General features: G+C 71.1%; 25 protein-coding genes and 1 pseudogene. 12 read left to right on the top strand and 14 right to left on the bottom strand.

The genetic code is table 11. The features are described from left to right. Positions 1 to 56 precede the first annotated feature (56 nt). On the top strand, positions 57 to 650 hold the full coding sequence (locus JOF36_RS38035) for an SAM-dependent methyltransferase (protein WP_210037053.1): 594 nt from the start codon (positions 57 to 59) through the stop codon (positions 648 to 650). A 348-nt stretch (positions 651 to 998) separates the two neighbouring features. Here JOF36_RS38035 and JOF36_RS38030 read toward each other — a convergent pair whose 3' ends face one another. The 6 genes from JOF36_RS38030 to JOF36_RS38005 all read right to left on the bottom strand — a co-directional run bounded on the left by JOF36_RS38030 (position 999) and on the right by JOF36_RS38005 (position 5,050). Beyond that, positions 999 to 1,259, bottom strand: a complete 261-nt coding sequence (locus JOF36_RS38030) for an SHOCT domain-containing protein (protein ID WP_245353262.1) — start codon at positions 1,257 to 1,259, stop codon at positions 999 to 1,001. Positions 1,260 to 1,358: 99 nt separating this feature from the next. Continuing rightward, positions 1,359 to 1,673, bottom strand: a complete 315-nt coding sequence (locus JOF36_RS38025) for a rhodanese-like domain-containing protein (RefSeq protein WP_210037052.1) — start codon at positions 1,671 to 1,673, stop codon at positions 1,359 to 1,361. Between the two features lie 33 nt (positions 1,674 to 1,706). Continuing rightward, entirely contained in the window at positions 1,707 to 2,504 is a 798-nt protein-coding gene (locus JOF36_RS38020; protein WP_307862830.1) for a sulfite exporter TauE/SafE family protein, read from the bottom strand. Further along, positions 2,501 to 3,148 (bottom strand): rhodanese-like domain-containing protein, encoded by a 648-nt coding sequence (locus JOF36_RS38015; protein WP_210037051.1) that lies wholly within the window; start codon positions 3,146 to 3,148, stop codon positions 2,501 to 2,503. Before JOF36_RS38015 ends, JOF36_RS38020 begins: the two co-directional genes overlap by 4 nt. Before the next feature lie 110 nt (positions 3,149 to 3,258). Beyond that, positions 3,259 to 4,656 (bottom strand): MBL fold metallo-hydrolase, encoded by a 1,398-nt coding sequence (locus JOF36_RS38010; protein WP_210037050.1) that lies wholly within the window; start codon positions 4,654 to 4,656, stop codon positions 3,259 to 3,261. A gap of 127 nt (positions 4,657 to 4,783) precedes the next feature. Next, entirely contained in the window at positions 4,784 to 5,050 is a 267-nt protein-coding gene (locus JOF36_RS38005) for a metal-sensitive transcriptional regulator (RefSeq protein WP_210037049.1), read from the bottom strand. Positions 5,051 to 5,191: 141 nt separating this feature from the next. Between JOF36_RS38005 and JOF36_RS38000 the strand changes: the two genes are divergently transcribed. From JOF36_RS38000 to JOF36_RS37985, 4 genes are all read left to right on the top strand, one after another. Then, the gene (locus tag JOF36_RS38000; protein WP_210037048.1) at positions 5,192 to 5,584 is read left to right on the top strand and encodes a DUF302 domain-containing protein; all 393 of its coding nucleotides are present in this window, start codon (positions 5,192 to 5,194) and stop codon (positions 5,582 to 5,584) included. Between the two features lie 180 nt (positions 5,585 to 5,764). Next, positions 5,765 to 6,211 carry a DUF6153 family protein gene (locus JOF36_RS37995; protein WP_210037047.1) on the top strand — a complete coding sequence of 149 codons (447 nt, stop codon included), beginning with the start codon at positions 5,765 to 5,767 and terminating at the stop codon, positions 6,209 to 6,211. Between the two features lie 68 nt (positions 6,212 to 6,279). Further along, positions 6,280 to 6,936 (top strand): DUF305 domain-containing protein, encoded by a 657-nt coding sequence (locus tag JOF36_RS37990; protein WP_210037046.1) that lies wholly within the window; start codon positions 6,280 to 6,282, stop codon positions 6,934 to 6,936. A gap of 398 nt (positions 6,937 to 7,334) precedes the next feature. Beyond that, positions 7,335 to 8,258 (top strand): F510_1955 family glycosylhydrolase, encoded by a 924-nt coding sequence (locus JOF36_RS37985; protein ID WP_210037045.1) that lies wholly within the window; start codon positions 7,335 to 7,337, stop codon positions 8,256 to 8,258. A gap of 91 nt (positions 8,259 to 8,349) precedes the next feature. Here the strand turns inward: JOF36_RS37985 and JOF36_RS37980 are convergent, their stop codons facing one another. From JOF36_RS37980 to JOF36_RS37970, 3 genes are all read right to left on the bottom strand, one after another. After that, entirely contained in the window at positions 8,350 to 9,816 is a 1,467-nt protein-coding gene (locus tag JOF36_RS37980) for an MDR family MFS transporter (protein ID WP_210037044.1), read from the bottom strand. After that, entirely contained in the window at positions 9,816 to 10,853 is a 1,038-nt protein-coding gene (locus JOF36_RS37975) for a PLP-dependent cysteine synthase family protein (RefSeq protein WP_210037154.1), read from the bottom strand. The genes JOF36_RS37980 and JOF36_RS37975 overlap by 1 nt, the downstream gene beginning before the upstream one ends. A 169-nt stretch (positions 10,854 to 11,022) precedes the next feature. After that, a complete protein-coding gene (locus JOF36_RS37970; RefSeq protein WP_210037043.1) occupies positions 11,023 to 11,514 on the bottom strand; it encodes a hypothetical protein in 492 nt (163 codons plus the stop codon). Between the two features lie 375 nt (positions 11,515 to 11,889). On the opposite strand from JOF36_RS37970, the gene JOF36_RS37965 reads away from it, so the two are divergent. Continuing rightward, positions 11,890 to 12,459, top strand: a complete 570-nt coding sequence (locus tag JOF36_RS37965; RefSeq protein ID WP_210037042.1) for a L,D-transpeptidase — start codon at positions 11,890 to 11,892, stop codon at positions 12,457 to 12,459. A 45-nt stretch (positions 12,460 to 12,504) separates the two neighbouring features. Here JOF36_RS37965 and JOF36_RS37960 read toward each other — a convergent pair whose 3' ends face one another. Continuing rightward, complete coding sequence (locus JOF36_RS37960; RefSeq protein ID WP_210037041.1) at positions 12,505 to 12,810, bottom strand: hypothetical protein; 306 nt, start codon at positions 12,808 to 12,810, stop codon at positions 12,505 to 12,507. A gap of 61 nt (positions 12,811 to 12,871) precedes the next feature. On the opposite strand from JOF36_RS37960, the gene JOF36_RS37955 reads away from it, so the two are divergent. Beyond that, positions 12,872 to 13,396 carry a DinB family protein gene (locus JOF36_RS37955; RefSeq protein WP_210037040.1) on the top strand — a complete coding sequence of 175 codons (525 nt, stop codon included), beginning with the start codon at positions 12,872 to 12,874 and terminating at the stop codon, positions 13,394 to 13,396. 86 nt (positions 13,397 to 13,482) lie between these two features. Here the strand turns inward: JOF36_RS37955 and JOF36_RS37950 are convergent, their stop codons facing one another. Beyond that, the gene (locus tag JOF36_RS37950) at positions 13,483 to 14,706 is read right to left on the bottom strand and encodes an MFS transporter (protein WP_307862829.1); all 1,224 of its coding nucleotides are present in this window, start codon (positions 14,704 to 14,706) and stop codon (positions 13,483 to 13,485) included. 231 nt (positions 14,707 to 14,937) lie between these two features. On the opposite strand from JOF36_RS37950, the gene JOF36_RS37945 reads away from it, so the two are divergent. From JOF36_RS37945 to JOF36_RS37925, 5 genes and pseudogenes are all read left to right on the top strand, one after another. Continuing rightward, a complete protein-coding gene (locus tag JOF36_RS37945; RefSeq protein ID WP_210037039.1) occupies positions 14,938 to 15,360 on the top strand; it encodes a MerR family DNA-binding protein in 423 nt (140 codons plus the stop codon). Between the two features lie 181 nt (positions 15,361 to 15,541). Then, positions 15,542 to 15,862, top strand: a pseudogene (locus JOF36_RS41580) (site-specific integrase); the annotation flags it as partial. A gap of 317 nt (positions 15,863 to 16,179) precedes the next feature. Next, entirely contained in the window at positions 16,180 to 16,797 is a 618-nt protein-coding gene (locus JOF36_RS37935; RefSeq protein ID WP_245353261.1) for a tyrosine-type recombinase/integrase, read from the top strand. Next, positions 16,794 to 17,618 carry a hypothetical protein gene (locus JOF36_RS37930; RefSeq protein ID WP_210037036.1) on the top strand — a complete coding sequence of 275 codons (825 nt, stop codon included), beginning with the start codon at positions 16,794 to 16,796 and terminating at the stop codon, positions 17,616 to 17,618. Before JOF36_RS37935 ends, JOF36_RS37930 begins: the two co-directional genes overlap by 4 nt. Next, positions 17,501 to 19,165, top strand: coding sequence for a tyrosine-type recombinase/integrase (locus JOF36_RS37925; protein ID WP_210037035.1), 1,665 nt, complete (start codon positions 17,501 to 17,503; stop codon positions 19,163 to 19,165). The genes JOF36_RS37930 and JOF36_RS37925 overlap by 118 nt, the downstream gene beginning before the upstream one ends. 67 nt (positions 19,166 to 19,232) lie before the next feature. Here the strand turns inward: JOF36_RS37925 and JOF36_RS39875 are convergent, their stop codons facing one another. The 3 genes from JOF36_RS39875 to JOF36_RS37910 form a co-directional block, all read right to left on the bottom strand. Continuing rightward, positions 19,233 to 19,628, bottom strand: coding sequence for an apiosidase-like domain-containing protein (locus JOF36_RS39875; protein ID WP_210037034.1), 396 nt, complete (start codon positions 19,626 to 19,628; stop codon positions 19,233 to 19,235). A 144-nt stretch (positions 19,629 to 19,772) separates the two neighbouring features. Then, on the bottom strand, positions 19,773 to 21,713 hold the full coding sequence (locus tag JOF36_RS37915) for a type IV secretory system conjugative DNA transfer family protein (protein WP_210037033.1): 1,941 nt from the start codon (positions 21,711 to 21,713) through the stop codon (positions 19,773 to 19,775). Beyond that, complete coding sequence (locus JOF36_RS37910) at positions 21,710 to 22,390, bottom strand: DnaJ domain-containing protein (protein ID WP_245353346.1); 681 nt, start codon at positions 22,388 to 22,390, stop codon at positions 21,710 to 21,712. Before JOF36_RS37910 ends, JOF36_RS37915 begins: the two co-directional genes overlap by 4 nt. Between the last annotated feature and the right edge of the window lie 30 nt (positions 22,391 to 22,420).

Raw genomic sequence — 22,420 nt, 5'->3', positions numbered from 1 at the left:
AGGATGGATGGGACGCGGTGACCAGCCGGTCAGCGATCTCAACGAGGCGGACGAGCGTGGACGCACGCCACTGGGACGAACGGTACGAGGCGACCGAGCTGGTGTGGTCCGCCGGTCCCAACGCGACGGTCGCCGAGCAGGTGTCCGGTCTGGAACCGGGTACAGCGCTCGATCTCGGATCGGGGGAGGGGCGCAACGCCGTGTGGCTCGCCGAACAGGGATGGATGGTCACGGCCGTGGACTTCTCCCGCGTCGCCACGGACAAGGCGCTAGCCGCCGCCCGCGCGCGAGCAGTCACGATCGACGCGGTCACCGCCGACGTCACCACCTACCGGCCGCAGCGGTCCTTCGACCTGGTGCTGGTGGCCTACCTCCAGCTCCCGTGGGAACAGCTGGGCCCGGTACTGGCCACGGCCGCGGCGGCGGTAGCCCCAGGCGGGGTGTTCCTCCTGGTCGCCCACGACCTCACCAACCTCGCAGAAGGGGCGGGCGGACCGCAGGACCCCGCGGTCCTACAGACACCCACCCAGGTGGCCGGGGCACTCGGCGGTCTGCGGGTCACGACAGCGGAGCGGATCCGCCGCCCGGTCGAGCAGGAGGGCCGGACCGTCCACGCGATCGACACGCTGATCCGAGCAGCCGCCCCCTGAGTAACCGCACGTCGGACAGCTCCTGGCCAGCTGCCCATGAGCGCGACAAAGCCGAGCACGAGCCGGCGTGCGTCGAGGAAGCGGTGGACCAAACCCCGGCCACGCCGGTCGAGAGGCCGCATGGCCGACGACGGCGAAGCAGAACACGGCCGCCAGGATCGACGCGGCCTCCGCCGACGACCCACACCCTCAAGCGTGTCAACCAGCAACAACCGGGTCACCCTGGACCGGCCCGCGTAGCCCCGCTGCGCTCGATTCACTTCAGCCAGCCTGTCGGTGTCCCAGGCCACAACAGCGGCGGTGCCAAGCCGCCCGGCCAGCCCCAACGCGGCGCCGGCTGATCGGGGTTCATCCCAGCATGTCGCGGCGGTGGTGGTACTCGTCCTCGTCGATCTCGCCGCGGGCGTAGCGCTCGTCGAGGATCTGCCGTGCCGACGGGCGAGCCTGCGGCGATCCCTCCGACCGGGTTCCCTCGCCCGGTGCCGCGCCGGCACGTGCGCGGCTCTGGGCGAGCCGGAACACGACATAGCCCAGCAATATCAGCCCGATCAGCACCAGGACCGGCCATACCCAGGCCCAGCCCATCATCGATCCACCCATCATGGTCATGACCTCCTCGCCCCGGCGCCCTGCTCGGTGCAGGGGGGCGTCGGGTGTCGCTCTCGTGCAGTGCAGTGATCCGGCTCGGCTACCCGGTGGGGTGGCGCGCTATCCGGTAGTGGTGGGGTGCCCGGAGGCGATCCAGCCCTGGGTGCCGCCGGTGACCGATACCGCGTCGAGTCCGGCCGCAGTGAGCAGTTCGGCGCCTTGGGTGCTGCGTCCGCCGGACTGGCACACGAGGTGCACCGGACGGTCGGTGGGGACCTCGGTGAGGCGGTCACCGAGTTCGGGCAACGGAATCAGGCGGGCCCCGGGGATGTGGCCCTCGGCGTACTCGTCGGGGTTGCGGACGTCGATCACGGTCGCCTCGCCGGTGTCGCGGGCGGCGGCGAGGTCGTCGACGGAGATCTCACGGACGGTCATACGGTGTGCTCCTTCGTGTCGTTTCGCTGCAAGTCAGGTGGTGGCGAGGGCGACGACGGTCTGGGCGGTCACGCCGGCGGCGACGAGCAGGACCAGCGTGGCGAAGCCGCGGCTCAGCGTCCTCGCGGACAACCGGTGGGCGAGGCGGCCGGCCGGGAGCGAGGCGAGGATCGCGGCGGCGGCGAACGCGCCGATGATCCACCACTCGAGCCCGCCTGCGGTGCCGGCAGCGCTGGCAGCGGTGAGGTAGGGCAGCAGCGCGGCGATCGAGTTGATGACGATGACGACCAGCGAGGTGGCCACCGCGTTCGGGGTCCGTAGCCCGAGGGCGACGACGAGGGCGGGCACGAGCAGGAAACCGCCACCGACGCCGAGCAGCCCGGTCAGGAACCCGACCAGCAGCCCGGTCGCGACGGCGCGGGGCAGGCAGTGGCGCCAGGCGACGCCGCCGCCGGGAAGCTCGCATACCCCGCCGGTCTCGTCGGTGTCGCGCAGCATCCGCAGTCCGGCGGTGACCATGAGTGCGGCGAACACGAGCATCAGCCATCGGCCGTCGAGTTGCTGGTGGACGATCCCGCCGGCCACAGAGGTGGGGATGCCCGCGGCGCCGATGATCGCGGCGAGGCGCCAGTCGACCTCGCGGCGGGCGCGCGGGGCGACCGCGACCGCCGAGGCCAACCCGATCACCACCAGCGATGCGGGGACCGCCTCGGCCAGGGGGAGCCCGAGCCCGTAGACGAGGGCGGGCACGGCGAGGATGCCGCCACCGCCGCCCACGAGGCCGAGCAGGGCGCCGATGAGCAGCCCGAACCCTGCCGCGAGAACTATCACCGTTGCGTGTCCCGGGGGCGTTCGTGCCGGCGGGCTCGCAGTGCGGCGAGGGTCTGGCTGACCTCGGGCTCGGCGACGTCGCGGTTGAGTGGGAGCCGGGCCAGGGCGGCGCCCATGGCGCAGGTGTTGCTCAGCGCGGAGAAGGTGAGCCCGGCGCCGATCCCGCCGGCCAGCAGTCGGGCCTTCGGTGAGACGAGCCGCCCCGCGGTCAGCCCGGCGAGCACGAGGGCTCCGGCGACGAGCCGGACCTGGCGCTCCAGCGCCCAGCTCTGGCGGCCGACGACGATGTCACCGCCGGCGGCGGTGTAGGCGGCCAGGCCGCCGTCGAGGACGTGGGCGTGTTCCAGACCCGTCGCGGCGAGGTGGCGTCGGGCCTGCTCGGCGCGGATCCCGGACTGGCACACCAGCACCACCGGGCCCTCGATGTGGGCGGCGATGTCACGGGTGTGTGCGGCCAGTGTGGCCAGCGGCACGTGGTAGGAGCCGCGGATGTGGGAGGCCCGGTATTCGGCCGCGCTCCGGACGTCGACGACCACCGGTGTATCGGACCCGCCGCGCGCGGCGGCCTGGTGCCAGGCGATGACGGTGTCGGCGTCGGCGGTGTGCCCGGTCGGGGAGGTTTCGGGCGGGGAGGTCGTGGTCATGGGAGAAGGGGTCCTCTCGTTCTATGTCGAGGCGATGGCCTCCGTGGAGCTGTGCCGGCTGTTGGACGGGCTCCTGAAGAGGTGCCCGTGCGTGGCGCCGGGGGCAGGGGTCAGTTGCCGGTGGTGGACTGGTCGGTGATGGGCAGCCCGGCCGCGGCGGCCCGCGGCCAGTCATCGTTGATCAGGACCAGGTCGCGGCCGGGGCGGTCGAGCATCGAGGCGGCGATCGAGGCGCGGTAGCCCGAGCCGCAGTAGACCCACACCTGGCCGTCGGGGACCTCGTCGCGGCGGCCCGGCAGCTCGTGCAGCGGAATGTGCACTGATCCCTGCACCCCACCGGCGGCGCGTTCCTCGTCGCGGCGGGCATCGACGACGAACAGTGCATCCTGGCCGCGCTCGGCGCGGGCCGCGGCCAGGCCGGTGAAGTCCGAGACCGGGTAGGAACGCAATCCCTGCCCGGCATCGAGGGACTCGATCGGGCCGGTCGCGGCGCCGGCGAAGCGGTCGATGCCGATCCGGACCAGTTCCCGTTGGGCGTCGGCGACCTGCTGCGGGTCGTCGCCGATCAGGGTCAGCTCGGCGTCGAATTCGAATGTCCAGCCGAAGTAGGTGACGAACGGTGTCGCGAGTTCGTAGCCCAGCGAGCCCGGCAGGTGACCGGCGGCGAACGCGGTGCGCTCACGCAGGTCGACCACCCACTGGCCGGCCTCGAGGCGGCGTCGCAGCTCGGCGGGGTCGACCGGTTCCGGGGCCGACAGGTCGACCGGGGCGGGGCCGGCGGTGTTCGCCGGGCTCATACGGGCGTAGTAGGTCGGGAATGCCCCCAGTCCGGCGATCAGCGTGTCGACGTAGTCCTGCTCGTCCTGGGTCAGTGCCGGGTTGGTGGTGGCCTCCTGTCCGACGGTGGAGCCGTCGGCGCCGCTGGCCGGGGTGCTGGCGCAGAAGCTGCCGAATCCGTGGGTCGGGTAGACCGCGGCCTCGGCGGGCAGCTCGGCGACCAGCCGGCGCACCGAGTGGAACTGGGCGTGGGTCAGCGCGACGGTGTCCTCGGGCGAGACGAGGTCGGTGCGCCCAGTGGTGCCGTAGAGCATCGACCCGCCGGTGAACACCGCCAACACCTCGCCACCTGTGTCGGCGGTGGTGTCGAGCAGGGCGTAGGACAGGTGATGGTGGGTATGTCCCGGCGTGGCGATCGCCCGCAGACCCATCGTCCCGGTCGTGACCTGCTCGCCGTCGGCGATCGGGGTGCGGTCGAAACCGACCTCGTCCGCGGCGTTGACCAGATACGCCGCGCCGGTGCGCTGCGCGAGGTCGAGCCCGCCGGTGACGTAGTCGTTGTGGATGTGGGTCTCGGCAACGTGGGTCACCGCCACGCCGAGGTCGGCGGCCAGGTCCAGGACCCGGTCGATGTCACGCTGCGGGTCGATCACCACGGCCACCTCGCCGTCGGTGGCCAGGTAGCTGCGATCACCGAGGCCGGACGTCGCAATCGTTCGAATGTCGATCATCAGATTCCCTACCCGGTAGGGTATGCCCTACCGTGTGATCGGTCGTCGTTCTTCTCGATGGTCCGTCAGGAGCAGCGTTCTCGCCGCTCCTGACGTCGGTCCGGCCGGGGCGCGGGGGCCGGCGCGCTCAGGCCAGGGACAGGAAGAGTCGCTCCATCTCGGCCACGTCGACCGCGCGCTCCCCCTCGTCGTTCTCGGTCATGCAGTGCCGCAAGCCGGTCGCGATGATCTTGAAGCCGGCCTTGTCCAGTGCCCGGGCCGCGGCGGCGAGCTGGGTGACCACGTCCTTGCACTCACGCCCGTCCTCGATCATGCGGATGATCCCGCTGATCTGACCCTCCACACGGCGCAGCCGGCTCACCACATCACTGAGTTCCTTGGCCTGAACCTGCATGGCGGTCTCCGTTCCCGGGCATCCCACGGTGGGTCCGTGGGCTCGCCGTCCGCACAACGACCGTACCCCCCGGGGTATTCCGGAGTGTCGTGAGCCCGTCCACCCGGGCTCGCACCCGCACATGACAGGGAGTCAGTAGCGATGCAGATCGCCCACACCGTCGAGGTCGATCTCGACCACCAACAGGCCATCGACGCCGTCACCGCCGCCCTCGCCGAGCAGGGCTTCGGGGTGCTGACCACCATCGACATCAAGGCCACCCTCGCCGCAAAGCTCGGCGAGCAAGTCGACGACTACACCATCCTCGGCGCCTGCAATCCGAGCCTCGCCCATGCCGCGCTCTCGGCCAGCCCAGAGGTCGGCTTATTGTTGCCCTGCAATGTCACCATCCGACGAGCCGAGGGCCGCACCATCGTCCAAGCCGTCGATCCCGGCGCCCTGCTCGGCATCGCCGCCGGCGGCCAAGCCGAACTCGCCGACACCGCGGCCGACGCCGGCAAACGGCTACGCACCGCCCTCGACTCACTGAGCTGACCATCCTCGACGCTCAACAGGTCCGCAGACCACTCTGCCTCGGCCGGTAACGGCTTCCAGGCGGGCCGGGGTGATGCACCCGCGCGCCAGCCCGGGAAGCACTGCCATTTCCGTGGCGCCCAGGCACCGTCGTCCTACTGACCGCACAGTGCCCGCAGTCACGCCGGTACCGTGGCCGGCATGGGCAACAGGCGACACGGACTGCGGCTGGTGCTGCTGGTCCTGCCTGTCCTGCTCGGGCTCGTGGGGATGCACGCGCTCGTCGCCCCGGCTGCCGCCCCCGCAACGGGCACCGGGCATCAGGTTGCGGTCGCTACGTCCGTAGTCGGACACACCGACCTCCGAGCCGACGCGGCCTCCGCGCCGCCGTCTGCTCCGGTGTCGGCCGCGGCCGACCACGGCCCGATGCCGGCCGACCACGGCGAGCACGACGCCCACCTGCTGCACCTGTGCCTGGCGGTGCTGGCCGCCGCCGGGCTCGCTCTGCTCGCGGCGTGGCTGTTCCTCGGACGCCTGGCGCTCCCGGTCTCGGTCACCCCGGCCCGGCAGCTGGCCCACGGCATGCCGGCCCAGCGGCCACCGCCCGTCCCCCGAAGACTCGCCCAGCTCTGCGTGATGCGGACCTGATCGGCCCCCGGCGCGACAGAGCGCCGGATCCGGCCCGATCACACCGACACGGAGAGCCAGAACCACACATGAAGATCAACAACGTGGCCGCCGCGGCCACGACACTGACTGCTGCCCTCGTCCTGACCGCCTGCGGCGGTCCGGATCCCGCCGGCAGCGCCGCGCCCGCAAACCCGGCACCCGCCCCCACCAGCGCCGCCGCCGCTCCCAGCGCGGCGATCTCGGCCGAGCACAACCAGGCCGACATCGCCTTCGCCCAGGGCATGATCCCGCACCACCAGCAGGCCGTGGAGATGTCGAAGCTGGCCACCGACCGCGCCGGCAGCGACGACGTCCGCCGCCTCGCCACCGAGATCGAGCAGGCCCAAGGCCCGGAGATCGCCCAGATGCAGGCCTTCCTCACCGCCTGGGGCGCACCCGCACCCGGCGCCATGCCCGGGATGGACCACGAGTCGATGGGCCACGGCCCCGACCAGAACGGCATGGGGCAGGGCGGCATGGCCGGGATGATGACCCCCGAGCAGATGGGCCAGCTCAAGCAGGCCAACGGCGCCGCCTTCGACCGCATGTTCCTCGAGATGATGATCGCCCACCACGAGGGTGCGGTGCAGATGGCCCAGACCGAACTCGCCAACGGGGCCAACCCCGAGGCGACGGCACTGGCCCAGCAGATCGTCGACGCCCAGGAAACCGAGATCACCGAGATGCGCGAGCTCCTCGGCTGACACCCGGTCGGGGTGAGCCGGCGCCGAACGGTCGCTCTCACCCTGGCCGATACGGGCGGGGGGTATGTACCGTGGGCCGTAGCATACCCCCCGCCCGTATCGACGATGGAGGCTGTCCGATGGCGAAGAGCGCGAGTCGGCCCGCTGCCCGAGGTCCGCTGTCTGCCGTGATCGCGGTCGCCACGTCCGAGCCCGGTCGTGCGGTTCTGCGCTGTCTGCTCGGGTGCGCGGTGCGAGCGCTGTCTGCCCGCACGCCCGCTGCCGAGCGCCGCACGACATGTGGCGACGGTCGATGACCGCGCAGCCAGGACGGTCTCCCCATCCTGTTCACGGCTCGGCCCGCCGAGCTCACCGCGCTGCCGGAGCACGACCCGGCTGAAGAGGAACCACCGCTGCTGATGATCGACAGACAACCCGTACCCCACCCGAACCCCCACCGCCGCAGGACTCGATACCGCCCCGCCCATGCCCTGCTCACCGCCGGCATCGCCGTGCTGCTGGCCGGCTGTGGCGGACCGGCTCAGCCGGACACCTCCCCCGCCGCTGCCGACACCACGAGCCTGTTCGACCAGGTCGGTCACGTCCACGGGGTCGGGGTCGACCCCGCCGACGGCGGCATCGTCATCGCAGGCCACCACGGTCTGTTCGGCCTCACCGGCGAGGGGACACTGGCCCCGCGCCAGGACTCGCCACAGACCGGCGGGCCGGATCTGATGGGCTTCACCGTCGCCGGGCCGGCGGCGTATCTGGCCAGCGGCCACCCCGCCCCCCAGGACACCAGCACGCCGAACCCGCTCGGCCTGGTCCGCAGCACCGACGGCGGTGCGACGTGGGAGCCGGTCAGCCTGCACGGCCAGGTCGACTTCCACGCTCTCGACGTCGACGGCACGGCCGTCGTCGGCCTCGACGCCACCCGCGGGCTCCTGATGACCAGCAGCGACAGCGGACGAACCTGGCAGGAACGCACCCCGCTGGCCGCCCTTGACGTCGCCCTGGCCCCCGGGGACGGCACCCGGATCCTGGCCACCACCGAGGACGGAGTCGTGGCCAGCCGTGACAGCGGCGCCACCTTCACCACCGTCGCCGACAGCCCGCTGCTGGCCTACCTGGCATGGGCCGACGACGGCACCGTGTACGGGATCGGACCGGACGGAACGGTGCACGCCAGCACCGACCAGGGCGTGACCTGGCAGCGTCGTGGCGGCACCGCGAGCCCACCGCAGGCGATCACCGCCGAGCCCGGAGGCCGACTGACGGTCGTGACCGACGACGGCGTCGAGCAGTCCACCGACGGCGGCGCGACACTGCAGCGACTCGCCTGACCGGCATTCGCCCATCGGCGAGACGCCACGGGATGTCGTCGTCCTGTCACTCTGCGGGGGTGGGGTCGTGGACCCCACCCCCGGCAGGTGGTCACCGACGCCGGACGGCGCCAGGCAGATCAGCCAGGGGGCGTGTCTGCGTCGACGCTGCAGCCGCTCCGTGTTCGCCCGGGCGGACGCGTGGCAGCGGGTGCGTCGGCCGGTCGTCGTGCTGGTCGACCACCCGCAGCCGGATGGTCGCCGGATCGGCAGCCGACCCGGTGGGCGCCGCCCCACTGTCGTCGTCGGGGGCGGTGAGCAGGCCACGCCGATACAGCACGGCCAGGGCCAGCCCACACAGCAGCCCGATCACCAGCAGCACCAGCCACGGCGCGTAGGGGGCCCCGGCGGAGCGGGCGAGATCGATCGCCCAGCCCGTCCCCGCGTTCCCGAGCAGGATCCCCACCCCGCACACGGTGTTGTAGAAGCCGTAGTGGGTCGCGACGAGCCGGTTGCGCGCGAGCCCGACGATGGTGTCCATCTCGAACGGCAGGACCACGGCGGTCCCGATCGCGAGCAGCGCCGCCGTCGCCAGCAACGCCGCCACCCCCACCACCGTCGCGGCCACCGCGCCGACCTCGGGGAGCACGACGAGCAGGGCATCGGCGAGCAGCAGGGGCACGAACGCCGCACCGAGCACGACGAGGCCACGACTGAGCGAACCGGCCGGGCCCCAGCGCGCACGACACCACGCGGTGACCTTCATCTGCGCGGCGATGGTGACACCGCCGGAGACGACGTAGAGCGCGGTCACCAGCGCCGTGCCCAGGTCGCCCTGCCCGGCCAGTGTCCGGGCGTGCAGCGGCAGCGCCAGATACACCTGGTAGGACAAGACGTAGGTGCCGATCATCGCCACCGAGAACGGCAGGAACCCGCGGGTCGCGGCGACGTCGCGCCACTGGCCTAGGACCGGCCGCCGATCCGCTTCGGTCCCCCCGTCGGCGTCGCCTCCACGGGCCGGCAGCGCCCGGATCTGCAGCACCGTGAGCACCGCGAACACCGCCGCCGCCACCAGGCAGGTCACAGTGAAGTCGATCCCGGTCAGCAGCAGACCCACGAGCGGGCCGACCACGATGCCCGCTTGGTAGAACACGCTGAACAGCGCGAACGCCTCGACCCGGCGTTCCCCGGCATCGCGGGCGATGTAGGCGCGCACGGCCGGGTTGAACAGCGCCCCGGCGAACCCGGTCGCGGCCGAAGCCACGACCAGGGTCGTCACGTTGTCGACCAGACCGAGCAGCGCGAACCCGCCGGTCCGCAAGGCGCACCCGGCCACGATCATCGGCTTGTAGCCGAACCGGTCGGCCAGGCTGCCCCCCACCAGGAACATGCCCTGCTGGGAGAAGTTGCGCACCCCCAGGATCACCCCGACGAGCAGCACCGAAAGCCCCAGGCCCTGGGACAGGTGATCGGCCAGGTACGGGATGAGCATGTAGAAGCCGAGGTTGATGGTCAGCTGGTTGAGCAGCAGCAGCTGGACCGGCCGATCGAACGACCGGTACCTGTCGAGCACCCGCATCAGCTCTCCGGTCCGGTGGGTGCGAACACGCTGGTGCAGCGGGTCCAGCGGTGGACCTCGACCGCGTCCGATCGGTCGATCTCGTCCGGCTCGTGCACGGGCGCGCCACTGATCGTGAGCCCCTGCGCCTCACAGAACTCGTCGTTGTAGACGGTGTCGAAGTAGCGCTGCGGCCCGTCGGGGAAGATCGCGGCGATCCGGGTGTCCTGCGGTCGGGTCCGGGCCAGCCAGCCGGCCACCGTGCCGACTGCACCGACGCTCCAGCCTCCGCTGGAGTAGCTGGCACACGCCATCGCCCGGCACGCCGACACCGCCTCGTGAGCGGCGATCCAGTGCACCTCGCTGAAGATGCTGTGGTCGACGTTGCGCGGATGGATGCTCGAACCGAGCCCGCGCATCAGCCGCGGCCGCGCGGGCTGTCCGAAGATCGTCGACCCCACCGTGTCGACGCCGACGACCTCGAGGTCGGGCAGATGCCGGCGCAGCGCGCGGGAGATGCCCGCCGAGTGTCCTCCGGTGCCGACCGAGCAGACCAGCACGTCGATGTGGCCGAGTTGGCTGCGCAGCTCGTCAGCCAGTGGGGCGTAGGCGGACACGTTGTCGGGGTTGTTGTACTGGTCCGGGCACCACGCGTCGGGATGCTGGTCGAGCACCTCGGCGACGCGCTCGCGGCGGGCCTGCTGCCACCCACCGCACGCCGCCGGGCTCTGCACGGTCACCACTTCTGCGCCGTAGGCACACAGCAGGCGGTACATCAGCGGTTCCATTCCCGGGTCGGACACCAGCGTCACCGGGTGCCCGTAGGCGATCCCGGCTAGGGCCAGGCCCAGCCCCAGGGTTCCGCTGGTCGACTCGACGATCCGGCCACCCGGCTGCAGGTCACCGCGCTCGCGTGCCCGCTCGACCATGTGCAGGGCGGGGCGGTCCTTGATCCCGCCGGGGTTGGTGCCCTCGAGCTTGGCCCAGAAGCCCCGCCCGCCGGAGGCGAACGGCGCGTCGATCCACACCGTCGGGGTGGAACCGACGACGTCGGTCAAGTTCACGCAGCGCCGGGGCGCGACGCCTGGGCCATCGAGGGGGAGGGTCGTAAAGGGTAGAGACATGACGACAGACCTCATTCAGGCGCGGCGACACGCCGCGCCAGGGAGCGGTGATGGGACGGGAGGAGACGGCGACCAGGGGTGAGAGTCCGAGGTCGCCTGGCCTCTACGTCCGAGAGATCTGTGCCAGCGTCAGGTGGTGCCGCCCGCCTTCCGGGCGAGCGGGCGCGGTCTCGACCGCGCCGACCATCCACGGGGGTGCACGAGGTGCAGCCACCACACGGACGTCGATGCCCGCTCCCGCGACGACATCGGGCAGGACGGGGCGATCCCCGCGAGCGGTCAGAGTCGACTCGTCATGGCTGCCGGCGTCATGGCAGACCGGAGCATCGTGATCCGGATGCGGCGCACCGGAGCCCTCGGTCCCGGCTTCGTCGTGTTGGTGCGACGACGACTGATCGACCGCGGCACTCGCGAACAGCTGCTGATCCGCCGACTGCGCCGGTGGCCCTCCGACCATGAGCTCAGGCCCGTGCGCCGACGCGACCGGGTGCAGTCCACAAATCAGCGCGACTGCGGCCAGAGCGACAAAAAGGACGAACCGGCGAATAGCGAAACCCGGTGCTCGGGTTTTCAGCTCGCCGACGGTGTCGCTCACAGTAACCGGACCGTACCAACGGGGATCGGCACGCCGGAGCGCGGCATCGGGGGGCGTGCCCGACGATCCGCTCGCCATTGTCGGTGACGGCGCCGAGTGCGGATGGACTCGCCGACGATGACCGTCGCCGGCGGACGCGGTCGGGCACGTAGATCCGCCCCGGCCGCGCCGACATCGCCCAGCGCGTGCAACGGCCATGCGCCGAGGTCGTCGATCTGCGCCCGGATGTCGTCTTCTCCGGTGGAGACACGGACAGCGACAGGGACGGCACCGCTGCGTGACAACCTCGGACGCTTCCGGACGTCTTACGTGACAGGAGGGCGCTCGCCCCCGTCACGCCCGGTGGTGTAGCGCGACCAAAGATGAGGAGTGCGAATGCGGAGCACGGCGACGCTGCGGACCCGGTTCGGCCGGCTCGTGGTGGCGGGCCTGGTGACGGCGGCCGGGATCGGCCTCGCCGGTACCGCGCTCGCCGATACCGAGAACAGTGACGTCGCCGCCCAGGCGCACGCCGAGCCGGTGGCGCCCGGCACTCCGTGCTCGGTCTCGGCCCGCGCGTGTGTCGATCTCGAATCGCAGCGAGCATGGCTGATCCGCGACGGCCGAGTCACCCGAGGCCCGGTCCCGATCGCCTCGGGCGGAGCCGGGCAGGAAACCCCGCTCGGGCACTCGTTCCGCGTGTACCGCAAGAACAAGGACCATGTCAGTGGCGAGTTCACCGGCCCCGACGGCAACCCCGAACCGATGCCGTGGGCTGTCTTCTTCGCCGACGGTGGAGTCGCCTTCCACGGCGGAGATCGCGAACGCGCCTCGGCCGGGTGCGTGAAGCTCGACCTACCCGAGGCAGAAGCGTTCTTCAACGACCTCGCCGACGGCGACAAGGTTCAGGTCGTCAACGCCTCCGTCGAGGAGAAAGCGCGCGCCGGAGCACCGGCGAGCAGCTGACCAAGCAACTATGAACGTGCCGGCAGCGCGTTGCCACGGCAGGTCTCAGCGACGCAACACCCTCCGCAGCTGCTCCACCGACGGGGCGCCCGATAACCCGGCCTCGCAGCGATAGACGCGGCACGCGAATGCGCCTGGCCCGGTGGCTTGCTCGGCGAACGGGTCTGCTCCGTCGATCAGGATGGTGGGTGATCCCGCGAACTGCGGGGTTGCGTCGACGGTCTCGGCGATCACGGTCCGGACTTCGACAGGGGTACCGGCATTTCCGGTGTCGTCGAGGGCCTGGCGGAGACGTGTGGAGGCGATGTCCTCGTGCGGGCAGTTCGGTACCACCAGCAGCTCCACCCGCATCACACCAGTATGCACCCGTCCCGTCGCGGCGGCAGTAGCATCGGTTGCCGGAGGCGGTCGCATGGAACCGTACGACATCGGCGAGGAGATGCAGCGAGCCCAGGCCGAGTTCCACCAGCTCATCGCCACGGCCTCGCTCGACGATCTGCATCGCTCGACGCGCGGCACGCGCTGGACGAACCGGCAGCTGCTGATCCACATGGTCCTCGGATACGGGGTCGTCCGGACGCTGCTTCCTCTGGTCCGAACCCTCGGCCGCCTCGGCTACAGCCGAGGGTTCGCCACCGCCCTCAACGCGGCCCGCCGTCCCTTTCACCTAGTCAACTACCTCGGCCCCTGCGTCACCGCGCGGCTACTGCCCTCGCGCGTCATGATCGTACTGCTGGACGCCGTCATCGCCTCGCTGCGACGTCGCCTCGCCACCGAGACCGAACAAAGTCTGGCCCTGAGCATGTATGTGCCGACGGACTGGGACCCCTATTTCACCCCGACGATGAGCGTGCTCGACGTCTACCACTTCGGGACCCAGCACTTCGACCACCATCGGCGCCAGCTCACCATCGCGGCGCCGCCAGCCCAGTCGTAAGCCCCTGCATCCGGTGCATGGCCGTGCTGGGACGAGCCTCGTGTCCGCGTGCAACGAGCGTCACCAGCCGCTCGGGCCGGACATAGCTACCCGGTCGGCGAGCTCAGGGCGTTGCCTCGGATGCCGAACCAGCCGATCACCGCGGCCGCCAGGAGCAGGAGCCCACCGAGGAGGTAGACGGCCTGGATACCGAGCGCGGCGGCGAGCAGACCACCCAGGAGCAGGGACACGAGCCGGCCCAGCTGCCAGAACACGTCGAAGCCGGCGAAGATCCGTCCGCGCAGGTGTGCGGGGGTGTGGGCTTGCAGCAGGGAGTTGAAGGTGACCGCGCCGGTGGAGGTGCCCAGCCCGTAGACCGCCAGGGCGACCAGGGCGACCGGGAACGCGGTGAACGTCGCGAGCACAAGGTCGACCAGGCCGCGGAGCACGTAGGGGCCGAACACGAACGCCGGGCGTCGCGGATCGCTCAGCTGCCGGCTCACCACCAACGGGCCCAGGACTGCGCCGACGCCGATCGCACCCAGCAGTAGCCCGTAGCCCGACGGCGGCAGGGCCAGGTGCTCCCGGGCGAGCACCACCAGCAAGGCACTCGTTGCACCGGCCGACAGGGCCGCGAGGAGCTGGCCCGCGCCCAGTGCCCGCAGCAACCGGTCCGAGGCCAGTACCCGCACCCCGTCCACGGCGTCGGCAAAGAAACCGCGCCGTGCGGTCGAGCGGGGCGTGGCCGGTAACCGCAGCCCGGTGAGCAGGACTGCACTGGCCACGAAGCTGGCCGCGTTGATCCCGAACGCCGGGGCGGGGCCGAGCGCGGTGTAGAGCAGCCCGGCGAGCGGGGCCAGGGCGATCTGGCTCAGTACTGCGGCGGTCCAGATGCCGCTGTTGGCCGCGACGAGCTCGCTGTCGTCGACCAGCGCGGGCACGGCGCTGTTGGCTGCGGGGTTGAACAGGACTGCCCCGACAGAGAGCCCGAACGCGATCACATACACCGCGACGACGTGGTCGCCGAGCAGGATCAGCGACCCGGCCAGCAGGGCACGCCACACGTCCGCGGCGATCATGATCCGGATCCGGGGCAGCCGGTCGACCAGGGTGCCCGCCAGCGGCGCGAGCAACAGGACCGGAAGGATCTCAGCAAACACCACCGCGCTCACGCCCAGCGCCGAGCCGGTCAGGTCGAACACCAACAGGGCCAATGCCACCGTCGCGAAGATGTCCCCGCACTGCGACACCGTGCGCGCCGACCACAAGCGCCGGTAGCCGGGGTGGGCGAACACCGTGCGCATCCCGACCCGGCGGGGCGTAGCGCTCACTCGGCACCTGCCCGAGGGGTGCTGCCGAGGCCCGGCGGCGCCTGCAGGGGTCGACGCGAGGTGCGCAGGAACCCTCCTGCGGGCGATGGCGAGCACCCTGGCGATCAGGGCCTCTGACTGAACGAACACTGCACTTCGCTTCCGGTCGGGTCGGACGGCTCGACGCCCGACCGGACGCTAGGACCTTCCCCCAGGGGTAAGGTCAAGAGTGATCATGCGAGGAGGTCTGTCATGCGAATGACGGTCGGCGCGGCGGCCGACGCCGCCGGTGTGAGCGCCAAGGCGGTCCGCCTGTGGGAAGCCAAGGGGCTGTTGCCCGCCGCCGAGCGGACCGAGGCCGGATACCGGGTCTTCACCGAGAACGATCTCGACGTGCTGCGCTTCGTACGCCAAGCGAAGACCCTCGGCCTGCATCTCGATGAGATCAAGGAAATTCTTGATCTCCAGCGTGGCGGCGAGCAACCCTGCGGCCGCGTCCTGGCGTTGCTCGATGCGCACCTCGCCGACATCGATCAACGATTCCGCGACCTCAATCGCTTGCGCCAGTCACTCTCCCGTGCCCGCGCCACTGCCACCAGCGCGCGCCGGCACGGCCAGAACGCCGTTGTCTGCCAGATCATCGAGGCGCCGTCAGAAGGCGGCCGACACCCCTAGCGACCAAGGATCGTTAGGCCGACGCCGGCGGCCTGATCCGCTCGGACGTCTCGGTCGACTCCATGCCGACCATAGGGGGCATCTGTGACGGGCATAACAAGACGCGTTGGCGCTCGTTACCCCTTATGCCAGGGCCGCCACGGTCCGGATCGGCTGGTCATGGCAGAGAGGGCGGTCGGAAGTGGGCGACAGGGATCGGGTTCGGAAGGCCACTGATCTTGTGGTGTTACCAATCGGCCGGGTGGTGGCCACGGGCAGGCCTGACCAGGCGTGGGCGCTCCTCGACGCCGACGGTGTCGAGATCGATGCGGTGTCGCGGTGGCTGACCGAGCTGGCGGCGAGTGACTACTCGCCGGGGACGTTGCGCTCGTATGCCTATGACCTGCTTGCCTGGTACAGGTTGCTGGATGCGATGCACGTCGGCTGGGCGGGTGCCACCCGCGCCGACGTCCGCGATGTCGTGCGGTGGTACCGCATGGCCGACAATCCGCAGCGGCGGCGGTCGAGCGCCCGGCAGGCTGGGGCGCGTCCGCCGGCCGGGTCGGTGAATCCCCGGACCGCGAAGCCCTACCTGCGGAACGAGTACGCCCCGGCCACGATTGATCACCTGTTGTCGGTGGTCAGCGAGTTCTACGAGTTCGCCGTAGCAACCGGGCTGGGGCCGTTGACCAATCCGGTGCCCAGGTCACCGGCGCGGCGCGCGCGGGAGCTGCGGACCCGGCAGGGCCCGATGGAGACTCCGCAGCCGCAACGCCGGGCGCCGTATCGACAGAAGCGCGAGCAGCGCGCGCCCCGCGCGCCCGCGCGATCCCGGACGAGTTGTTCAACGAGTTCTTCGCCCAGCTCCCCACGGTGCGCGACCGGGCAATCGTGTCGACCTCGGTCTCCAGCGGGGCACGGGCGGCGGAGATGCTGTCGATGCGCCCGTGTGGGGTGCAGGTCGATACCCACACGATCGAAGTGATCGGTAAGGGCCGTCGGGAGTACCAACCGGTCCGGACCTCCCCGGACTCACTGATGTGGATCAGTCTGTACCTGGGGGACCGCCCGGGCGGGTTCGGCCCGGCAGATCCACTGTGGCTGACCCTGCGCGGGCAACCGCGCCCGATGACCTACTGGTCGCTGCGGCAGGTGCTCGAGCGCGCCAACACCGCACTGGGCACGAACATCACCTTCCACGACCTACGGCACACGTATGCCTACCGGTTAGCAGCCGACCCGACACTGTTGATCACCGATGTGCAGGAGCTGATGCGGCACGCATCATTGAGCACGACGCAGGTTTATCTGCGAACCCGGATGGAAAACCTGGTCGAGCGGCTGTTGGCGCATTACGCGCGTCCGCCCGCACCACCGCCACGTCCGGCCGCCGGCTACGACCCGGCCGATCTGGCGGTTCTGTTCGGCCAGGACACGGTCACCGGACCCGACGCATGAGCAGAACCGACGCCGACACCGGAACCGAAGCCGGAGTAGCCGCAGGCGGCCTGCGCACGCGAACGATGGCCGCCACCGCGGATCGTGCCGCTGGCGCTCCTCACCGCGTGCCGGACCGCGACCGGCCGCACCTCTGGTTTGATCGACCAGCCACCGAGCAGGAACGCGAGCGGATCGCCGTCGCCGCTGGTGAGCTCTCCCGCAACTTTCTCGGCCTGGACCACCGTTCCGACACCGTCGCGGCGGCACGCCGGCACGTGCTGCTGTTCCTGGACTGGCTGGATTCCTTTCACGGGAGCTCCTATCAGCAGCGGTGGGTGGCCAGCGGCGCGGACCAGGGTGGGCCGGACTGGGCGCCGGGGCTGTCCAACCCGCGCCAACGCCCGGGCATCCGCGTCGCGGCCAGCGCGCTGATCCTGCTCGGGGTGATTCGTCCCAGCGACGAATGGTTGCTGACCGCACATCTGACCAAGCTTTGGTGGGACTGGACCGACTGCCACGATCGGCAGGTCTGGGAGCGGTTCTTCGCCGCCGGGGCCGCAACGAACGCGTCGAAGCAGCTGCTGCGGTCCAGCGCAACAGTGCTGGTCCGAATCTGTATCCGGCACGGTATCGGCGTCGAACAGATCCGTGCCGAGCATATGCTGCACCACCGCGACTTCCTCGAGGCCACCGGCCGCAGCACCTCCCGCGGCAGAGTGCGATGGCCTGGCATCATGCCCGCGCAGCGGGCCTGCTGGCCGGGGAACCGGACACCATCGAGGTGCTGCTCCGCTCCGGGAAACAGTCTGCGACCGAACTCGTCGACCGCTACCAGGTAGCCAGCGCACCGGTGCGCGCTCTGTTGATCGACTACCTGACCGAGCTGGAGCCCACCCACGACTACGCCACCCGGGACAATCTGGCTCGGATGCTGGCCAACGTGTTCTGGAAGGACCTCGAGGACCACCATCCCGGGATCGACACGATCGCCCTGAGCACCGACCAAGCCGCCGGCTGGAAACAGCGGGTCAAGACCAAGAGCGGGGGTCGCGTGCGCCGCGACTACTTCTCCGTGCTGGGAAGCGTCCGCACCTTCTATCTCGACATCGCCGCCTGGGCACACGAGCAGCCTCGCTGGACGCCCTGGGCGGTCCCGTGCCCCATCAGCCCCCGAGACTTGCACGGAATCACACCCGCCCGGCGCGCAGCGACGGCCCGGATGCAGGCCCGCACCCGCACCCTGGCACCGCACATGCCCCGGTTGGTCGAGCATGCCCGCCGCCGCCGCGACCAAGCCGAGCGGCTGCTCGCCCAGGCCCGGGCGGCCGTCCCCGGCGACGAGTTCGACCACGACAACACCCGGTATCGCCGCGTCCGACTCACCAAGCAAGCGCAGCCCGGCGCCATCCGAGTCAGCGTCGTCGGTCAGGACAAGCGGATCGATCCGATCCTGCACGAGGAACGCGCGTTCTGGACCTGGGCCATCGTGGAGACGCTGCGCCACTCCGGGATGCGGTTCGAGGAGCTCAAAGAGCTCACCCACCTGAGCATCCGCCAGTTCACCAAACCCGACGGTGAGACCGTTCCACTACTGCAGATCGCGCCCAGCAAGACTGACTGCGAACGGATCATCCCCTGCAGTCCCCAGCTCACCGCCGTGCTCGCCCAGATCGTCACCCGCCTGCTCAGCACCGACGGCACCATCCCGCTCAGCGTGCGCTACGACCACTACGAGAGGGAGCACTCGGCACCGATGCCGTTCCTGTTCCAGATCCGGCGCGGTCCCCGCCCCCGTGCCATGAGCAGCGCCACCATCCAGGACTACGTCGCCGACCTGGCCACCGACGCCGGCCTGCTCGACACCGACGGCTCCCCACTGCGGCTGACCCCACACGACTTCCGCCGCCTGTTCATCACCGACCTGGTCACCGAGGGGTTCCCCATCCACCTAGCTGCCCAGCTCGCCGGGCACCAGCACGAAGTCTTCGCCGCCTACGACCGGTTCATCACCGCCTGCCGCGAGCTACGACCGGCCGCTGAGTACCGCGAACCTACCCAGCAGGAGTGGGGCGAATTCCACGAGCACTTCTCCCGCCGCCGTATCGCCCTCGGTTCCTGCCGCCGACCCTATGGCTCCGACTGCGCACACGAACACGCCTGCCTGCGATGCAACTTCCTCCAAGTCGACCCCGGTGAGATCACGCAGCTCGACGCCATCGAAGATAACCTGCACGCCCGCATCGCGGAGGCCGAGAGCAACTCCTGGCTCGGCGACGTCGAACAGCTCCACCTCACCGTCCGGAACCTGCGCGACAAACGCGACCAGGTCCAGCAGCTTCTCGACAGTCTCCCCGGGCCGCTGCTGACCGCCGCCCCCGATCTCTGACCGGAACACCCTCCGGCTCCCGGAAGCTCAAGATCAACTGCAGTAAAGACCCGGTCTGCTTGTCTCCTCAGACCGGGTGGATCGCCACATACATGCCGCGCGCGGCCGCGGCATCGATCGCGAACTCGACCCGGTCCCAGAATTCATCGTTCTCCGCTGCGGCTTCCACGGTGTCGCCCGGCGACTCGGCGCCGGCCTGAGGGAACATCGCCACCGTCTGGATGACGGTGAACCCCTGCGCGGCGCGGACATCGAGGTACTCGGTGACCTCGCCCTCGCCCAGCTTGCCGAGCAGCGCCCACGCGGTGTCAGCCATCCAGAAGAGCGGCTCACCGCCGGCGGTGAGGAACCACCCGGCTGCCGTCAGATACAGCGGATCCTGCGAGGTGGTGCTCGTCTGGTCTGCGGCCCGAACCACCTCCCGGTCGCCGTGGGGGTGCAGCAGGCCGAGCCCGAGCCCCACCACGGCACCGACCGCCACCGCGACCCGGACCAGACCAGACCGGCCCGGCCCGGCCCGGCCCACGGCCAGCTCGTCTCGAGCCCGACGCCACCGAGCCAGGGGGTACCGCTCGACCGCACGCGGTGGTGGTGCTGAGGTGGGTGCTCATCGGGTGACGGCCTCCACAGCGTCGGGCGGAGTGCGGTAGCCGCGCTCGTCGATCGGGATCGAGCCGTGCTCGCGGACGGTGTTCACGTCGTGGCTGATCTCGGCGTTGTCCAGGCGGCGGGACACGTCGAGGACCTCAGCGATGAAGCAGGGCAGCCCGCCATGCAGGACCAGGACCTTGCCGCGGGCAAGTTTGCGGATGTCTCCGACCCGCATCACCGGGCTGGTCTCGGTGCCGATGCTGTGCCGTTGCGGGCTGAACAGTCCGTCGACTTGGACCTGGCGGCGTGGGCGCTCGTGGGTCGCGCACAGCTCGGAGATCCACTGCAGCGTGCGGTCGTCCTTGATGCCGCCCCACACGCTCAGGCTCGTGGTGTTGTCGAGGACCTCCCGGTACCCGACGGAGCCGAAGATGCGCTCGAGCTGGGCCAACGATTGCGCCGCCCAGTGGATGACCACCCCGCGCCCGGCAGCGTCGCTGACCACTTGGGCGAGGCCGGGCACAGGAGTGCCGTTGGCGAGCTCGTCGAACACGACGCTCACCGGCGGGTCGACGCGGCGGGCCGGATAGTCCAGCGCCATCTCCTGCGCGGTGCGCATCCAGTGCTCGGCCAGCGCAGTCAGCACCGGGACGGCTTCAGCGGCCTGCTGTTGATCGGCGATCAGAAACAGCGACCCGCCCTGGGCGATGAACCGGCGCACATCCAGTCCGCGGCCCCGCGGCGGGCTGAGCATCTGCCGTAGCCGCGGGTCGGTCCAGGCACCGACGACGCGGCGCACCGACATCCACACCGCCGAGGCGGTGCGCGGGTCGAGCGCCATCTCCGCGCCGAGGTTCGCGGCCAGCTCCGTGCGCCCGGCGTTGCGGAGGATCTTCACCGGCCGCGGGTCGGCCGGGAGCCGGCGGCGTGGCTTAGCGCTGGGCACGGTGCCCTGACCCGACCTTGGTCCTGCAGCGTTGGCCACGGCCGGGTCGTCGTCGACGGCAGGGGGCTCGGTAGCCCAAGCGCGAATGTCGTCGACACCGGCCCCGGACACCGCGGCCGCGACCAGGTAGGCGGTCAGCACCACCACCGCGCGTTCCCGGAACACCCGGTCGTTTCCGGCGCCGCCGACGCCGCCGGCCTCGACCCGCACGGCGGCGGCCTCGACCAAGGTGAACGCGCGGCGGCTGGCTTCCTGCTGATCCTCACATCCCTCGATCAGCGACCAGCGCAACGGCGACGGCCACGCCAATCTGCCGGTGGTGTCGTAGACCACCACCGGCCCGGCCGTGGGGCGCCGCGAGCGCGCCAGCGCCGCGAACTCGACGAGATCGAGCTTCGTGGTCGAACACAGCAGCGCGCCGGGTGCACCGAGGACCTTGTGCACCAGATCCATGCGCGACTTCCCGGACTGGGTCGGAGCCAGGGTGCCGGTCAGATTAGAGAACGAGGCCCACAGCTCGGCTCCGCGATAGCGGTAGAACGGGATCCCGACCTCGGTGCCGAACGCGCTGCGCCGCTCGGCCGAACTCAGACCCGGGCGGGTCCGCTCTGCGCTGCGCCGCGCCGCGTCCAGGGATAACTCGCGGGACAACTGTGCCCGGGTGGCGTGACCGGACGGGGTCGGGCCCCACCGCCGCCACCACCACCGCGCGCCCAGAACCCCGACCACGAGCAGCGTCACCGCCACCGCCACCAGCCACCCCACGAACACCGCGACATGCTCGCTCAGGTGCGCCGCGACCGACCCGGCCGGGAGCGGGGCACCCAGCCAGGACCGGGTCAGCATCGCGACGTCGTCGAACCCCAGCACGGCACCCGGGCCGGCGGTGAACAACCCGGTCAGCGCGGCGGCGGCCTGGACCACCACCATCGCGAAGCCGATCAGTCCCAGCGCGGTCACCGGCAGGACCAGCTCCGCGGACATCGAGCGGGGGCCGTGCGGGCGAGTCATGCGGTGCTCCTCGTGCTGCCCGTCGTCTCAGACGTCCGCGTCGACCCCGTGGCCTGCCCGCCCGCGGCACCCGAGCGCCGGGCCGTCGACGACGATGTGCGCCCGATACCGACGCGGTTGGCCGGTAGGGGCGCGAGGCGCCACACCTTGAGCAGCAGCCGCCCACCGAGGCGGCGGTGGTCGATCCGCCCGGCCGCCCACCCCGCCGGAAACGGTGCGGCCGTGCGCGAGACATACCGGCTCGCCGCCCACGGCGGGCCCATCGCAGGAGCCGCCGACCGGGGTGGTGGCGCGGGCCGCGGCGGCGCCGGCTGTGGTGCTAGGGGCGGCGGGGGATCGGGCGCGTAGTCGGGGACGGGCGCGTAGTCGTCAAAGGCCGCCGGCTCACCGGCCGGCGCGTAGTCGCCGTAGACCCGGGCCGAGGCCGCCGCGTCGGTGTCGCCGTCCTGGATATCGGACGCGGTGCGGGACAGGTCGTAGGCGGCGCGGCGCACCGGGTCGGACAGCACCGCGAACGCGGCCGCCACGCGGCCGAACCGATCGGCGGCGCCCAGCTCGGGTTTAAGGTCGGGGTGGCGCGGGCGGGCCAGCGCCCGGTAGGCACGACGCACTTGTTCGGCGCTCGCGTCGCAGCAGACACCGAGGTCGGCATACAGGTCACGCTCAGGCTCCGGCATGGTCACCGGTGAGCACCTCCCCTGACAGAT

The organism is Pseudonocardia parietis (assembly GCF_017876315.1).
GTDB classification, from domain to species: Bacteria; Actinomycetota; Actinomycetes; order Mycobacteriales; family Pseudonocardiaceae; genus Pseudonocardia; species Pseudonocardia parietis.
Note: the sequence above shows the minus strand (reverse complement) of the source record. Positions and strands in the feature narration are given on the sequence as shown.